General features: G+C 70.9%; 13 protein-coding genes. 12 read left to right on the top strand and 1 reads right to left on the bottom strand.

All coding sequences use genetic code 11. From position 1 onward, the window contains the following. The first annotated feature begins 132 nt into the window (after positions 1–132). The 7 genes from NVV99_RS00245 to NVV99_RS00215 all read left to right on the top strand — a co-directional run bounded on the left by NVV99_RS00245 (position 133) and on the right by NVV99_RS00215 (position 7,433). Positions 133–1,551, top strand: coding sequence for an iron ABC transporter permease (locus tag NVV99_RS00245; RefSeq protein ID WP_024101093.1), 1,419 nt, complete (start codon positions 133–135; stop codon positions 1,549–1,551). Next, positions 1,548–2,684 carry an iron chelate uptake ABC transporter family permease subunit gene (locus tag NVV99_RS00240; RefSeq protein WP_019289597.1) on the top strand — a complete coding sequence of 379 codons (1,137 nt, stop codon included), beginning with the start codon at positions 1,548–1,550 and terminating at the stop codon, positions 2,682–2,684. Before NVV99_RS00245 ends, NVV99_RS00240 begins: the two co-directional genes overlap by 4 nt. Then, complete coding sequence (locus tag NVV99_RS00235) at positions 2,681–3,553, top strand: ABC transporter ATP-binding protein (protein WP_006552763.1); 873 nt, start codon at positions 2,681–2,683, stop codon at positions 3,551–3,553. The genes NVV99_RS00240 and NVV99_RS00235 overlap by 4 nt, the downstream gene beginning before the upstream one ends. A 78-nt stretch (positions 3,554–3,631) precedes the next feature. After that, positions 3,632–4,042: a BlaI/MecI/CopY family transcriptional regulator gene (locus NVV99_RS00230; RefSeq protein WP_006552762.1), complete on the top strand. Its 411-nt coding sequence runs from the start codon at positions 3,632–3,634 to the stop codon at positions 4,040–4,042. A gap of 13 nt (positions 4,043–4,055) precedes the next feature. Then, positions 4,056–5,006 carry a M56 family metallopeptidase gene (locus NVV99_RS00225; RefSeq protein ID WP_006552761.1) on the top strand — a complete coding sequence of 317 codons (951 nt, stop codon included), beginning with the start codon at positions 4,056–4,058 and terminating at the stop codon, positions 5,004–5,006. 71 nt (positions 5,007–5,077) lie between these two features. Continuing rightward, complete coding sequence (gndA, locus tag NVV99_RS00220; RefSeq protein ID WP_024101094.1) at positions 5,078–6,529, top strand: NADP-dependent phosphogluconate dehydrogenase; 1,452 nt, start codon at positions 5,078–5,080, stop codon at positions 6,527–6,529. A 4-nt stretch (positions 6,530–6,533) separates the two neighbouring features. Continuing rightward, positions 6,534–7,433, top strand: a complete 900-nt coding sequence (locus tag NVV99_RS00215) for a DMT family transporter (RefSeq protein ID WP_024101095.1) — start codon at positions 6,534–6,536, stop codon at positions 7,431–7,433. Here NVV99_RS00215 and NVV99_RS00210 read toward each other — a convergent pair. Beyond that, positions 7,387–8,028 carry a bifunctional 2-polyprenyl-6-hydroxyphenol methylase/3-demethylubiquinol 3-O-methyltransferase UbiG gene (locus tag NVV99_RS00210; protein ID WP_051424829.1) on the bottom strand — a complete coding sequence of 214 codons (642 nt, stop codon included), beginning with the start codon at positions 8,026–8,028 and terminating at the stop codon, positions 7,387–7,389. The two genes, NVV99_RS00215 and NVV99_RS00210, sit on opposite strands and share 47 nt — an antisense overlap. A 304-nt stretch (positions 8,029–8,332) precedes the next feature. On the opposite strand from NVV99_RS00210, the gene NVV99_RS00205 reads away from it, so the two are divergent. From NVV99_RS00205 to NVV99_RS00185, 5 genes are all read left to right on the top strand, one after another. Then, positions 8,333–9,736 (top strand): hemolysin family protein, encoded by a 1,404-nt coding sequence (locus NVV99_RS00205; protein ID WP_019289600.1) that lies wholly within the window; start codon positions 8,333–8,335, stop codon positions 9,734–9,736. Continuing rightward, entirely contained in the window at positions 9,733–10,851 is a 1,119-nt protein-coding gene (locus NVV99_RS00200; RefSeq protein WP_006552756.1) for a hemolysin family protein, read from the top strand. Before NVV99_RS00205 ends, NVV99_RS00200 begins: the two co-directional genes overlap by 4 nt. After that, positions 10,848–11,786, top strand: a complete 939-nt coding sequence (locus tag NVV99_RS00195) for a hypothetical protein (protein WP_006552755.1) — start codon at positions 10,848–10,850, stop codon at positions 11,784–11,786. Before NVV99_RS00200 ends, NVV99_RS00195 begins: the two co-directional genes overlap by 4 nt. A 66-nt stretch (positions 11,787–11,852) precedes the next feature. Continuing rightward, positions 11,853–14,036, top strand: a complete 2,184-nt coding sequence (locus tag NVV99_RS00190; RefSeq protein ID WP_006552754.1) for a malate synthase G — start codon at positions 11,853–11,855, stop codon at positions 14,034–14,036. Between the two features lie 142 nt (positions 14,037–14,178). Then, positions 14,179–15,912: a substrate-binding domain-containing protein gene (locus tag NVV99_RS00185; protein WP_197539121.1), complete on the top strand. Its 1,734-nt coding sequence runs from the start codon at positions 14,179–14,181 to the stop codon at positions 15,910–15,912. Position 15,913 lies beyond the last annotated feature (1 nt).

The raw sequence follows: 15,913 nt of genomic DNA, 5'->3' as shown, positions 1-15,913 counted from the left end.
TGTGCGCAACCCCATCCCCCACTCCCGTCGGCACATAGGATTCCGTAACCTAACTCCGAAGGCCTTCGCGTTCCCCACGATCCGCGACGACCCGAACCGCACCACCGCCTTCCCGAGGAGCACCCCGCGCCCGTGACCGTCACCCCCCACGCCCCACCGGACGCCGACCCGACCGCCCCGCCCCGCCCGGGACGCCGGATCGCCGCCGTCCTGTGCGACCTCGCGCTCCTCGCCATTCCCCTGCTCATCGGCGCCCTCGTCGTCGACACCCTCGCCGACGCCAACGGCGGCGGCCAGACCGACCGCATCGTCTTCGGCGGCGCCGCCCTGGCCGCCGCCGCCGGACTGCTGTGGTGGAACCACGGCTACCGCGCCGGCCGCACCGGCCAAAGTCTGGGCCTGCAGTGGACCGGGCTCGTGCTGCGCGACCGCGCCACCACCGGACCGGCCGGCACCCGCCGTGCCCTGCTGCGCCGCGGCACCGAGATCGTCACCGAACGCCACGCCCGCCACGACGAGTTCACCCCGCGCCCCACCGACGGCAACGTCGCCGCCCTGCGCCGCCGGCGCCTGCTCGGCCTGGCCGCGCTGCTCGTACTGCTGGTGCTCGGCGCGCTCGCCAGCATCGCCGTCGGCGCCCGCCCGATGACCTTCGCGGAGGTCTTCCACGCCCTCGTCGTCAACGACGGCTCCGAAACCGACGTGATCGTGCATTCGCTGCGCATCCCCCGCACCCTGCTCGCGCTGCTGGTCGGCACCGCGCTCGGCGTCGCTGGCGCACTGATCCAGGGGCACACCCGCAACCCGCTCGCCGACGCCGGTCTGCTCGGCATCAACGCCGGCGCCGCCTTCCTGGTGGTGCTGTCGATCTACCTGTTCGGGCTCTCCACCCCGGCGCAGTATCTGTGGTTCGCCTTCGCCGGGTCCGCGCTCGCCAGCATCGTGGTGTTCGGATTCGCGTCCATCGGCAACGGCGGCTCGAGTCCGCTCAGTCTCGCGTTGGCGGGCGCGGCGGTGGCGTTCTTCCTGCAGGCGATGATCCAGACCATCGTGCTGCTCGACCAGACCAGCCTCGACGGCTACCGCTTCTGGGTGGTCGGCTCCGTCGCCGGCCGCGGCATGGACGTCTTCTGGCAGGTGTTGCCGTTCATCGTCGTCGGACTGCTCATCGCGCTCGCCTCCACCCCGGCCCTGAACCTGCTCAGCCTCGGCGAGGACGTCGCCCGCTCGCTCGGCACCAACGTCGTCACCACCCGGGTGATCGGCATCGCCGCGATCACCGTGCTCACCGGCGCCGCCACCGCCGCCTGCGGACCCATCGCCTTCGTCGGATTGATCGTCCCGCACATCGCCCGCGCGGTCACCGGCCCCGACTACCGCTGGCTCGTGCCCTATGCCGGGCTGCTCGGCGGGGCACTGCTCGTCCTCGCCGACGTCGTCGGCCGCATCGTGGTGCGCCCCGGCGAACTGCAGGTCGGCATCGTGCTCGCCCTCATCGGCGCCCCCTTCTTCATCGCCCTCGTCCGTCGCCGGAAGCTGGTGGCCTTGTGAACGACACCCCCACCCCGTCCCTCGACACGAACGAGCCGACGACGGACAAGCGCCGCTCACCCGCGCAGGTCTCCACCCGCGTCCCGGGCCGGCCCGCCTTCCGGCTCGGCTCCGTCTCCGTCGTCTGGCGTGCCCGCATGGTCATCGTGTGCGCGCTGATCGTCGTCGCCACCGCGGTGCTGCTGTCGATCTCCCTCGGCCGCGGCGACTACCCGCTCAGCCCCCTGCAGGTCGTCGAGGTGCTCCTCGGCGGCGGGGAACGCCTCGACCGGTTCATCGTCTTCGACCTGCGCCTCCCACGCGGGATCGCCGCCGTGGTCGTCGGCGCCGCCCTCGCGGTCTCCGGCGCCATCACCCAATCGGTGTCCCGCAACGCCCTGGCCAGCCCCGACATCCTCGGCATCACCGCCGGCGCCTCCGCTGCCGCCGTGGCCCTGATCGTCGTCACCAGCGGCGGTTCCATCGTCGGACTGCTCGCCACCCTCGGATTGCCGATGTCGGCGCTGCTCGGCGCGCTGCTCACCGCCACGGTCATCTATCTGCTGGCCTGGCGGCGCGGCGCCGACGGCTTCCGGCTCGTGCTCATCGGCATCGGTATCAACGCCATGCTCATCGCCCTGACCCAGTGGATGCTCGTCTCCGCCGACATCAACGACGTCAGCCGCGCCCAGGTGTGGCTGACCGGCTCGCTCAACGGTGTCTCCTGGAGTCAGGTGGTGCCCGCCGCGATCGCGCTGCTGCTCGTCGGCGGCTGGGCCGCGACCGCCTCCTTCACCGTCGGGGCGCTGCGCCTCGGCGACGACACCGCCCGCTCCCTCGGCGTGAAGCTGCAGACCCAGCAGGCGCTGCTGCTCGTCGCGGCGTGCGCGCTCGCCGCCGTCGCCACCGCCGCCGCCGGCCCCATCGGCTTCGTCGCCCTCGCCGCCCCGCAGATCGCCCTGCGCCTCGTCGGCTCGGCGGGCAGCCCGATCATCGCCTCCGCCCTGACCGGGGCGCTGTTCGTCGTCGCCGCCGACCTCATCGCCCGCACCATCCTGCCGGTGCCGCTGCCCGTCGGCCTGGTCACCTCCGCACTCGGCGGCCCCTTCCTGCTGTACCTGCTGGTGCGTTCCAACCGAAAGGTCTCCCGATGACCGACACCCATCTGCCTGCCGTCCCGGCCCCCGGCCCGATCGAGCACGCGGCGCCGCGACTGGTCGCCGAGCACATCAGCCTCGGCTACGGCGAACGGCTCATCGTCGACGACCTGGACCTGTCCATCCCCACCGGGGTCGTCACCACCGTCATCGGCCCCAACGGCTGCGGCAAATCCACCCTGCTGCGCGCGCTGAGCCGGCTGCTCAAGCCCCGCACCGGCACCGTGCTGCTCGACGGGCACGACATCACCACCATGCGCACCCGCGAGGTCGCCCGGGTGCTCGGCATGCTGCCGCAGGCCCCCGTCGCGCCCGAAGGGCTCACCGTCGCCGATCTGGTCTCCCGCGGCCGGCACCCGCACCAGTCGTGGTTCCGGCAGTGGTCCTCCGACGACGAGGACGAGGTCGCCATCGCCCTCGAACGTACCGGCATCGCCGACCTCGCCGACCGGCCCATCGACGAACTGTCCGGCGGGCAACGGCAACGCGCCTGGATCTCCATGGCGCTCGCACAGGGCACCGACATCCTGCTGCTCGACGAACCGACCACCTATCTCGACCTGGCGCACTCGGTGGAGGTCCTCGACCTCGTCGACCGGCTGCACAGCGAACTCGGTCGCACCGTGGTGATGGTGCTGCACGACCTGAACCTCGCCGTGCGCTACAGCGACCACCTCGTGGTGATGAAAGACGGCCGCGTCGTCGCCTCCGGGGTGCCCTCGGAGGTGATCTCCGTGGAACTGCTGCGCGAGGTGTTCGACCTCGACGCCTCGGTCATCGACGATCCGGTGTCCGACCGGCCGCTGATCGTGCCCATCGGCACCCGCCACGTCTACGGCGCCGCCGGAGGTCCCCACCGGAGGTGACGATGGTCCCACCGCAGGTCAGAACCTACGACTAGGGGTAGTACGCACATTCGTCGGAGAAATCCGTAGAATCGACCCATGGCAGCACTCGGCGAACTCGAACGCGCAGTGATGGACCACCTGTGGTCCACCCCCGAACCACAGACCGTCCGGCAGGTCCACGAAGCCCTCTCGGCTCGACGCAACCTCGCGTACACCACCGTCATGACGGTCCTGCAGCGCCTCGCCAAGAAGAACCTCGTCATCCAGCAACGCGACGACCGCGCCCACCGCTACCTGCCGGTGCACGGCCGCGACGAACTCGTCGCCAGCCTCATGGTCGACGCCCTCGACCAAGCCGACGAGACCGCCGGCCGCGCCGCCGCCCTCGTCCACTTCGTCGGCCGCGTCGGCGCCGACGAAGCCGCTGCCCTGCGCGCGGCGCTGGCGAAACTCGAAGCGCAACACGGCGACGACAGCACCGGCCACGACACCGAGCGGGCCGGCTGACACACTCGATGTCATGAACGCGACCACGGCGCTGTTCTTCGGAACCACAGCGCTTCTCCTCGCCGGTCCGGTGCCGGGGCTGCTCGCCCGCGCCACCTGGCCGCACCGCAACCCCCGGGCCGCCCTCGTGCTGTGGCAGTCCGTGGCCCTGGCGGCGGTGCTCTCCGCGTTCTCCTGCGGCCTGGCCATCGCCGCCCGCCTCCTCGCACCCGGCGCCGACGGCCGACCCACCACCGGGCCCCTCGAAGAGATCGACGCCCTCGGTCTGCCCCTGTGGCTGACCTACGTCATCGTCTTCGCCCTGACCGTGTTCATCGGTGCCCGCCTGACCTTCTCCATGCTGCGCGTCGCGGTACGCACCCGCCGCCGCCGCTCCCGCCACCGCATGCTCGTCGACCTGCTCGACCGCCGCGAGAGCGGCGCCGCCGTCCGCCACCACCCGCACGTGCGGATCCTCGACACCGCCGACCCCATCGCCTACTGCCTGCCCGGGCTGCGGCACCGGGTGGTGCTCAGCGAAGGCACCCTCGACAACCTCGGCGACGACGAACTACGCGCGATCCTGCGCCACGAACACTCCCACCTGCGCGCCCGCCACGACCTCATCCTCGAGGCGTTCACCGCCGTCTACGAAGCGTTCCCCCGCGTCGTGCGCTCCGGCTCGGCGCTCGGCTCGGTCAAACTGCTCGTCGAGCTGCTCGCCGACGACTCCGCCGTCCGCAAGACCGGCCCCGCACCGCTGGCCCGCGCCCTCGTCGCCTGCGCCGGCGCCCACACCCCCACCGGCGCCCTCGCCGTCGGCGGACCGAGCACCGTGCTACGCGTGCAGCGCCTCACCGGACCGGGGCCCAACCTCGGCATTTCCGCCGCCGCCTACACCGCCGCCGCCGCCATCCTCGTCGTACCCACCATCGCCGTGGCGGTGCCCTGGCTCACCGAACTGTCCCTGCTGCTCGGCCTCTGAGCCGCGACACGCCGCACCGTTCGGCCCGCCCCGATTTCGATCGGCCCCCGTTTCGGGGGAAGCTGTAGACCATGACCGTCGAACGCACCGAAACACCGCAGGCCCAGATCGGCGTGACCGGACTGGCCGTGATGGGCTCGAACATCGCCCGCAACTTCGCCCGCCACGGCTACACCGTCGCCCTCCACAACCGCAGCATCGCCAAGACCGACGCGCTGCTCGCCGAGCACGGCAGCGACGGCACCTTCGTCCGCACCGAAACCATCGACGAATTCGTCGCCGCCCTCGAAAAGCCGCGCCGCGTCCTGATCATGGTCAAGGCAGGCGACGCCACCGACGCGGTCATCAACGAGCTCGCCGACGCGATGGAACCCGGCGACATCATCATCGACGGCGGCAACGCCCTCTACACCGACACCATCCGCCGCGAAGCCGCCCTGCGCGCCCGCGGCCTGCACTTCGTCGGCGCCGGCATCTCCGGCGGCGAGGAAGGCGCCCTCAACGGCCCGTCCATCATGCCCGGCGGCCCCGCCGAATCGTACGAGGCGCTCGGCCCGCTGCTCGAAACCATCGCGGCCCAGGTCGACGGCACCCCCTGCTGCACCCACATCGGCCCCGACGGCGCCGGCCACTTCGTGAAGATGGTGCACAACGGCATCGAATACGCCGACATGCAGCTCATCGGCGAGGCCTACCACCTGCTGCGCGACGCCCTCAGCTACGACGCCGGGCAGATCGCCGACGTCTTCGCCGACTGGAACACCGGCACCCTCGAGTCCTACCTCATCGAGATCACCGCCGAGGTGCTGCGCCAGACCGACGCCGCCACCGGCAAACCCCTCGTCGACGTCATCGTCGACGCCGCCGAACAGAAGGGCACCGGCCGCTGGACCGTCAAGGCCGCCCTCGACCTCGGCGTCCCCGTCACCGGCATCGCCGAAGCCGTCTTCGCCCGCGCCCTGTCCGGCTCCCGCGACCAGCGCGCCGCCGCCCGCGGCCTTGCCGCCGGCAACCTCGGCGCCGCCCCCACCGACGCCGCGCAGTTCACCGAGGACATCCGCGCCGCCCTGTACGCGTCGAAGATCGTCGCCTACGCGCAGGGCTTCGACCAGATCGCCGCCGGCAGCGCCGAATACGGCTGGAACGTCGACCGCGCCGCGCTCGCAACGATCTGGCGCGGCGGCTGCATCATCCGCGCCCAGTTCCTCAACCGCATCAAAGAGGCCTACGACGCCGACCCGGCCCTGCCCAGCCTGATCCTCGCACCGTACTTCCGCGACGCCATCGAGATCGGCATCGACAGCTGGCGGCGCGTCGTGGTCACCGCCACCCAACTCGGCATCCCCGTCCCGGCCTTCGCGTCGTCGCTGTCCTACTACGACGGGCTGCGCGCCGACCGGCTGCCCGCCGCCCTCACCCAGGGCCAGCGCGACTTCTTCGGTGCCCACACCTACGAGCGCACCGACAAGCCCGGCAAGTTCCACACCCTGTGGAGCGGGGACCGCTCCGAAGTGCAGGCCTGACCCGATGACGGGCACGGCAGTCGCCGTCCTGTGCGCACTCGCCGCCGCCGCGCTCATCGCGGTCGGCAGTGTCGCGCAACAGACCTCGGCCGCTGCCGTGCCCGACACCGACTCCTTCGTCGGCTCGCTGCTGCGCAGCCCCCGCTGGTGGGCGGGCATCCTCGGCGACGGCGGCAGCTACGTTCTGCAGGTCATCGCGCTCGTCTTCGGATCGGTGCTGCTCGTCCAGCCCCTGCTCGTCGCGTCACTGCTGTTCGCGTTGCCGCTCGCCGCCGCCACCACCGGCCGCCGCGTCACCCGCACCACCTGGCTACTCGCCGGCGCACTGTGCGCGGCGCTGGCGATCTTCCTGCTCGCCGGCAACCCCAGCGAAGGCACCGGAGATGCCGCCGCCGCCCGCTGGGCGCTGCCGCTCGGAACGGTGCTCGCCGTCACCGCCGCCGCAGTCGTCGTCGCCCTGCTCTCCCCGCGACGGCGGGCACTGTCGTTCGGGATCGCCGCCGGCGTCCTCTACGGCGTGACCAGCGCGTTCACCAAACACGTCACCGACCTCGCCGAACACGGCATCCCGCAACTGCTCGGCTCGTGGCAGACCTGGACACTCGTCGCCGCCGGCGCCACCGCGATCTACCTGCAGCAACGCGCATTCCAGGCCGGATCGCTCACCGCATCGCTGCCCGCCCTGACCGTCGGCGAACCGCTCGCCGCGATCGTGCTCGGCATGACCGTGCTCGGCGAACACCTGCGCACCGACGGCCCCGGACGGATCCTCGTCAGCGCCGCCGTCGTCGTGATGCTCGTGACCACCGTGGCGCTCTCCCGCGCCCAGGCCGCCGACACCCCCGCCGACGCCGCGGCTACGCCCGCCCCAGCACCGCCACCAGAAACTCCGCGTCATCGCTGAACGGCCGCAGATCCCAGGTCGACAACCGCACCTGCACCGCCAGACCCGCCTGCTGCGCATCGGCGAAGAACTCCTCGAACGGATACTCACGGCCCGCCCCGAAACCGATCACCCCCCGGCCCTGCGGCGCCAGATGCGCCGCGAAATTGCGCAGCACCGCCACCCGGGTCGACGGCGCCACGAAGGTCATCACATTCCCCGCGCACACGATCACATCGAAATCGGCGTCGACACCGCGGGCCGGCAGATCCAGCTCGGCCAGATCCCCCACCAGCCACCTCGGCCCCGGATGATCCTCCTCCGCCGCCGCGATCAGCACCGGATCGACATCCACCCCGACCACACTGTGCCCGGCCCGATGCAGATAACCGCCGAGCCGGCCCGGCCCGCACCCTGCGTCGAGAACCCGCGCCCCACGCGGCACCATCGCATCGATCAACCGGGCCTCCCCGACAGTGTCCTGCCCCCGGGCGACCATCGCACGGAACCGTTCGACGTACCACGACGAATGCGCCGGATTCTCCGCCACGATCTCCTCCCACCGGCTCGGCACCCGCTCGCCGCCACCGTGTTCCGGACCCTCGCCGCCGCTCATCCACGCTCCTTCGTTCCACCGGGACACATGCGCGATCCCCACCGTAGGCGCCACGCCGTCACCGGCACCGCAACACACGGCAACCACCCTCAGTAGAATCGGTACCCGTCGAAACCACTTCCGGCAAGCAGACACCGTCCGCGACCGGACCCGACGAGAGGACACCGGTGCCCGCGGCACCCACAGCCACCCCACCGCCCGACACCTCCTCCCCCTGCACGGAGTGCGACTCCGGGCCGGAAGGATCCTCTATCGGGCCGGGTCACCACCCCGGCCACCACCCCGCCCGGCAGGACCGCCCCTGATGTCCGTCCTGCTCGATATCGTCGCGCTCCTCGGCTTCGTGGCGCTCACCGCAGGCACCGCCCTGTTCGTCGCCGCCGAGTTCTCCCTGACCGCCCTCGAACGCAGCGCCGTCGACGCGCACGCCCACGACGGCGACCGGCGCGCCCGGCAGGTCCAGCACGCGCACCGCACCCTGTCGTTCCAGCTGTCCGGCGCCCAGCTCGGCATCACCATCACCACACTGATCACCGGCTATCTCGCCGAACCGATCCTCGCGCAGTTCTTCACCCCCCTGTTCGACGCGATCGGATTGAGCACCTCCGTCGCCTCGACCGCCTCGCTGGTCCTCGCGCTGCTCATCGCCACGTCCTTCTCCATGGTCTTCGGCGAACTGGTCCCCAAGAACATCGCCATCGCCCGGCCCATGGGCACCGCCCGCGCCACCGCCGGTCTCCAACTGGCGTTCTCCCTGCTGTTCCGCTGGGCGATCCTCGGACTCAACGGCGCCGCCAACCACATCGTGCGGCGCTTCGGCATCGAACCGGCCGAGGAACTGCGCTCGGCGCGTTCCCCGCAGGAGCTCGGTTCGCTGGTGCGCGCCTCGGCCCGCAGCGGCACCCTCGACGAGCACACCGCCCGCCTGGTCTACCGATCCCTGCAGTTCGGGGACCGCACCGCCGAGGACCTCATGACCCCACGCAGCACCGTCGAGAGCCTCGACCGCAACGCCACCGTCCTCGACCTCATCGAACTGTCCGCCCGCACCGGCTACTCCCGCTTCCCGATCGTCGACGGCGACCTCGACGCCCCGCTCGGCGTCGTGCATGTCAAGCACGCGTTCACCGTGCCCGGCCCGGCGCGCGGCACCACCGCCGTCGGCGCCCTCGCCCGCCTCGTGCCCACCGTGCCGACCAGCCTCGACGGCGACACCGTCATGGAACGGGTGCGCTCGGACGGCATGCAGGTCGCGCTCGTCGTCGACGAATACGGCGGCACCGCCGGACTGATCACCATGGAGGACCTCGTCGAGGAGATCGTCGGCGACGTCCGCGACGAACACGACGAGACCGAACTCGACGCCCACCGCGACGGGGAGGGCTGGTCGTGCACGGGTCTGCTGCGCACCGACGAGCTCGCCCAGCTCACCGGCTACCGCGCCCCCGACGGCGACTACGAGACCCTCGCCGGGCTGATCCTCACCGAACTCGGCCGCATCCCCGAGGTCGACGACGAGATCCAGCTGCCGCTGCGCCGCGGCGAACGCGACCTCACCTGGTACGCGCGCATCCTCGAGATGGACGGGCACCGCATCGACCGGGTGCTGCTCGTGCCCGGCGCCGCCCCCGACCCCGAGAACCCCGACGGCGACAACGGTGACAGGGACGACGCCCCGGCCGCCGACGAGGGGGGTGCGCAGCGATGAGCGACTGGTTCGGAATCGTCCTCGCCGTTCTGCTGCTCGCCGGCAACGCCTTCTTCGTCGGCGCCGAGTTCTCCCTCATCACCGTCCGCCGCGACCGGCTCGAGACGCTGCTCGCCCAGGGCAAGACCCGGGCCCGCACCGTCATCCACGCCGGCGAACACCTCTCGCTCATGCTCGCCGGCTCCCAGCTCGGCATCACGATCTGCTCGATCCTGCTCGGCCGCGTCGCCGAACCGGCCATCGCGCACCTGATCGAGGTGCCGCTGCATGCGGCCGGGGTGCCCGACGCGCTGCTGCACCCCATCGCGTTCACCATCGGGCTCACGATCGTGGTGGTGCTGCACATCCTGCTCGGCGAGATGGTGCCGAAGAACATCGCCATCGCCGGCCCGGAACGCGCCGCGATGCTGCTCGTCCCGATCCACCTGCTGTTCATGCGACCCGCCCGGCCGGTCATCGCCTTCTACAACCTGTGCGCCAACGCCACCCTGCGCGCGGCGCGCATCGACCCGAAGGACGAACTCGACACCTCCGTCTCCGCCGTGGAGCTCACGGAGATGATCGGCGAATCCCGCTCCGAGGGGCTGCTCGACGAGGAGGAACACAAGCGCCTCACCCGCGCCCTGGCCACCGGCAACCGCACCGTCGCCGACGTGATGATCCCGCTCGCTCGGGTACGCACCGTCCCGCACACCGGCGCGGGCCCGACCCTCGGCGACGTCGAGCACGCGGTCACCACCACCGGCTTCTCCCGATATCCCACCCGCCGTCCGGACGGCACGATCACCGGCTATGTGCACATCAAGGACGTGCTCGATCTGGTGCGGGAACAGTCCACCGGTCCCGAGACCGTCATCCCCGCCGCGGTGATCCGGGAGCTGCCGACCATCGGGATCGGCGACGGTCTCGACGAGGCGCTCGCCGCGCTGCGCCGCAGCAACGCGCATCTGGCCGGGGTGACCGACACCACCGGAGCACTGCGGGGCATCGTCGCGCTCGAGGACCTCGTGGAAGAGTTCGTCGGAACGGTCCGCGACGCCACCCACCGGGTCGCGGATCCGCTGGGCAACCGCCCCCGCACCACCGCACCCCGATCGACCGAACGAGAACCATGACCCGCTCCCTGTCCGTGACCGACCGCCCGGCGATCCTCACCGAGAACGAGTGGACCGCGCGGCGCGACGCCCATCACGCCGCCGTGGACGAGCTGCTCGCCGGGCATCTCGAACGACGCGCCGCCGGCCGCACCCATCCCGTGCACGACTTCCTGTTCACCTACTACAGCCTGCGGCCGAGTCAGCTGCGGCGCTGGCATCCCGGCTACGGCACCGTGCTGCTCGGCGCGGCCGCGGTGCGCGGCTACCGCGACCATCCCGGCTACGAACGGGCCACCGTCGACGGGCAGCCGGGGGTGCGGGTGAGCCGGGAGGTGCTCGACCGACGCGCCGACACCGTCGACTTCGTCGCGGGGCTGCTCACCGCGACCTCCTCCCGGCCGCCGCAGCTCGGCTGCTTCGGATTACACGAATGGGCGATGGTGTACCGGGCGGGAGCCGACGGGGTGCGGCACTCGTCGGTGCCGTTGCGGCTCGGCCATACCGGAACCGACACAGTGGTGGAATCAATGCAGCTCCGATGTACCCATTACGATGCGTTCCGGTTCTTCACCCCCGACGCCGTCCCACGCAACGCCACCGAACTGACCCGCGACCAGCAGGTACGCACCGAGCAACCCGGCTGTCTGCACGCCGGCATGGATCTGTACAAGTGGGCGTACAAGCTGCTGCCCCTGACGGATTCGGAGCTGACGGTGCGGTGCCTGCGACACGCGTCCGCAGCCCGTGAATTGGACATGCGGGCGAGCCCGTATGATCTCGAGGACTACGGCTACTCGCCCATCAGGATCGAGACTGCCGCAGGACGCGCACAGTACGTCCGCGAGCAGTCGGCGCTCACCCGTCGCGCCGCAGCTCTGAGAGAAGAGCTGGTGAATCGATGTACCGTCCTGCAGACGCACAGAACCACTGCGTCCGTTACTACCGGCGGGTAACATAATCGACGATTCCGTGTGGCCGGGACGTTTCCGGCCGCACAGCAACCGGAAAGAGTGAGGGTGATGACAGAACGCGTGCAGGTCGGCGGACTCCAGATCGCGCAGGTTCTCTACGACTTCATCAACAACGAGGCCATCCCCGGCAGCGGGGTCGACGCGGACACCTTCTGGGCGGGTACCGACAAGATCGTCCACGACCTCGCCCCCAAGAACCGGGCACTGCTCGCCAAGCGTGACGACCTCCAGGCCAAGATCGACGGCTGGCACCGCGACCGCGCCGGACAGCCCCACGACCCCGTCGCCTACAAGGCCTTCCTCGAAGAGATCGGCTACCTCGTCCCCACCCCCGAACCGTTCACCATCGGCACCGAGAACGTCGACACCGAGATCGCCGAGACCGCCGGTCCGCAGCTCGTCGTGCCCGTCCTCAACGCCCGCTTCGCGCTCAACGCTTCCAACGCGCGGTGGGGATCGCTCTACGACGCGCTCTACGGCACCGACGTCATCCCCGAAGAGGGCGGCGCCGAGAAGGGCACCGGCTACAACAAGGTCCGCGGCGACAAGGTCATCGCCTGGGCCCGCGACTTCCTCGACAAGGCCGCACCCCTCGCGCAAGGCTCGCACGCCGACTCCACCGGCTACAGCATCGACGGCACCGAACTGAAAGTCACCCTCGAGGGCGGCACCGTCACCGGACTCGCCCAGCCCGACAAGCTCGTCGGCTACCTCGGCGACAAGGCCACCCCCTCCTCGGTGCTGCTGCGCAACCACGGTCTGCACATCGAGATCCAGATCGACCCCGAATCCCCCATCGGCAGCACCGACGCCGCCGGCGTCAAGGACGTCGTCCTCGAATCCGCCGTCACCACCATCATGGACTTCGAGGACTCCGTCGCCGCCGTCGACGCCGACGACAAGGTCGTCGGCTACCGCAACTGGCTCGGCCTCAACCGCGGCGACCTGTCCGAGTCCTTCGACAAGGGCGGCAAGACCCTCACCCGTAAGCTGAACCCGAACCGCGTCTACACCGCCCTCGACGGCAGCGACCTCGAACTGCACGGCCGCTCCCTGCTGTTCGTCCGCAACGTCGGGCACCTCATGACCAACCCCGCCATCCTCGACCGCGACGGCAACGAGGTCCCCGAAGGCATCCTCGACGCGCTCATCACCAGCCTGTGCGCCATCCACGGCCTGCACATCGACGAGGACCACGGCCCGCTCGCCAACAGCCGCACCGGCTCGATCTACATCGTCAAGCCCAAGCAGCACGGCCCCGAGGAATCCGCCTTCACCACCGAACTGTTCGGCCGCGTCGAAGAGGTCCTCTCCCTGCCCACCAACACCCTCAAGGTCGGCATCATGGACGAGGAGCGACGCACCACCGTCAACCTCGCCGCCTGCATCAAGGCCGCCTCCGACCGCGTGGTCTTCATCAACACCGGCTTCCTCGACCGCACCGGCGACGAGATCCACACCTCCATGGAGGCCGGACCCGTCGTCCGCAAGGCCGCCATGAAGCAGCAGCGCTGGATCGCCGCCTACGAGGACTGGAACGTCGACACCGGCCTCGCCTGCGGCCTGCAGGGCAAGGCCCAGATCGGCAAGGGCATGTGGGCCATGACCGACCTCATGCGCGACATGGTCGAGCAGAAGATCGGCCAGCCCAAGGCCGGCGCCAACACCGCCTGGGTGCCCTCACCCACCGGAGCCACCCTGCACGCCACCCACTACCACGAGGTCGACGTCTTCGCGGTCCAGAACGAGCTCCAGGGCAAGAGCCGCGCCACCGTGGACGACATCCTCACCATTCCCCTCGCCGAGAACCCCAACTGGTCCGCCGAGGAGAAGCGCGAAGAACTCGACAACAACTGCCAGTCCATCCTCGGCTACGTCGTGCGCTGGATCGACCAGGGCGTCGGCTGCTCCAAGGTCCCCGACATCCACGACGTCGCGCTCATGGAGGACCGCGCCACCCTGCGCATCTCCAGCCAGCTCCTCGCCAACTGGATCCGCCACGACGTCGTCACCGCCGACGACGTCGTCGCCTCCCTCGAGCGCATGGCCCCCGTCGTCGACCGGCAAAACGAAGGCGACCCCGGCTACCGGCCGCTCGCCCCGAACTTCGACGACAGCATCGCCTTCCAGGCCGCCAAGGAACTCATCCTCGAAGGCACCACGCAGCCCAGCGGCTACACCGAGCCGATCCTGCACCGCCGTCGCCGCGAGTACAAGGCCAAGTACGCCTGACCCGCACACCGACACCACAGGGCCCCGATCCACACGGATCGGGGCCCTGCCCGTCCCCGCACCGCGCGGCGGAGCCGGATCACATCCCGCCCCTCACTAGACTCGACCATCGGATCGACGAACGAAACGAGGCGGACACGACGTGAGCGGGCGACATCGCGGTAGCGGACGACGAGGAATCAGCACCAGCGTCATCGTGGTCACCCTAGGCGTAGTACTCTCCCTGCTCGCCGTCCTCGGCTGGTTCCGCCTCCGCGACAACATCGACAACCAGGCCACCGCCGCCGCCGAAACCTGCGTCGAAGGCGACACCGTCCTGCACATCGCCGCCGACCCCCTCATCGCCCCCGCCCTCACCGAACTCGCCGAACAATGGACCGACGGCGGCGTCCGCGTCATCCGCGACCACTGCGTCACCGCCGAGATCACCGCCGTCGACAGCCTCGCCGCCGCCGACACCCTCGGCACCGACGCCTGGGATCCGACGCTCGGCCCCGAACCCGCCCTGTGGGTACCCCTCGACACCCGTATGAGCGCCCGCGCCGCCGACGCCATCGACGGCACCCCCCGATCCCTCGCCACCTCCCCGGTCGTGCTCGCCGTCCCCACCGACCTCGGCCGCGCCCTCACCACCGCCACCGTCCGCTGGCAGGACCTGCCCCGACTCCAGAACGACCCCGCCGCCATGCGCGAGAGCGGACTCGACATCTGGGGCACCCTCGGCCTCGCCCTGCCCACCGGCACCGAGACCCACGCCACCACCCTCGCCCTCGAAGCCGTCACCGCCGCCACCACCGGCATCGGTGCCGGACCGGTCACCCTCGAACAGGCCGCCACCCCCGCCGCCATCACCGCCGTGAGCACCCTCGCCCTCGGCGCCGACACCCTTGGCGCGGTCGGTACCACCGCCGACACCCTCGCGGCGCTCGGCACCCACCCCGACACCGCGGCCCCGATCCACGCCGTGCCGGTCATCGAACAGCAACTGCACCGCGCCCTCACAGATGGACAGGTCCGCGGCCTCACCGGCCACCTGCCGATCGGCGTCGCGCCCGTCGTCGACTTCCCCACGGCCGTCGTCGACGCTCCCTGGGTCGACGAGACGCTCGCCCGCGCCGCCGCGGAGTTCACCGACTACGCGCGGCGCCCCGAGCAGGCCGGCATCCTCACCGCCCACGGTTTCCGCACCGCCGACGCCGTCCCCGAACCCGCCGGGGAACTTCCGCTGCCCCGCGTCGACACCGTCCTCGCCCCCGCCGACCCCACCGTCGACGACGTCCTCGTCGCACTGCGTCTCGCCCCGGTGTCCCCGCGCAAGGTCACGATGGTCGTCGACACCTCCACCTCCATGGGCACCCCCGCCGGCGACGGCACCCGCCTCACCGCGACCGCAGGCGCCGTACGCGAGGCCATGCGTCGCGCGTCCATCAACTCGGTGATGGGCATGTACGTCTTCGCCGACACCCCCGAGGGACACCGCGTCGCCGTCATCCGCGACGGGCTCACCGCAGCCAAGCGCGCGGCGATGTCCTCGATCCTCGACGACATCGATCTCGTCGACCGCGAACCCGTCTACGCCACTCTCACCGCCGCCTACCGCGACGCCGTCGACAACTACGACCCGGGCCGACCGAACTCCGTACTCGTCGTCGTCGACAGCGACGACCCCGACGAAGCAGCCGCCCGCGACCTGCGCGCCGCGATCGATGAACTCTCGTCCCCCGAGACCCCCGTGCGGATCGACGTCGTCGTCCTCGGCGACCGCGCCGACCTCGTCCTCGAACAGGCCGCCGAAGCCACCGACGGCAGCCTCACCGTCGTCGACACCACCGACCCCGCCGATCTCACCGACCTCCTCCGAAAGCTGACGTCCTGAC

Source organism: Rhodococcus sp. PAE-6 (assembly GCF_025290685.1).
GTDB lineage: Bacteria > Actinomycetota > Actinomycetes > Mycobacteriales > Mycobacteriaceae > Rhodococcus > Rhodococcus pyridinivorans.
Note: the sequence above shows the minus strand (reverse complement) of the source record. Positions and strands in the feature narration are given on the sequence as shown.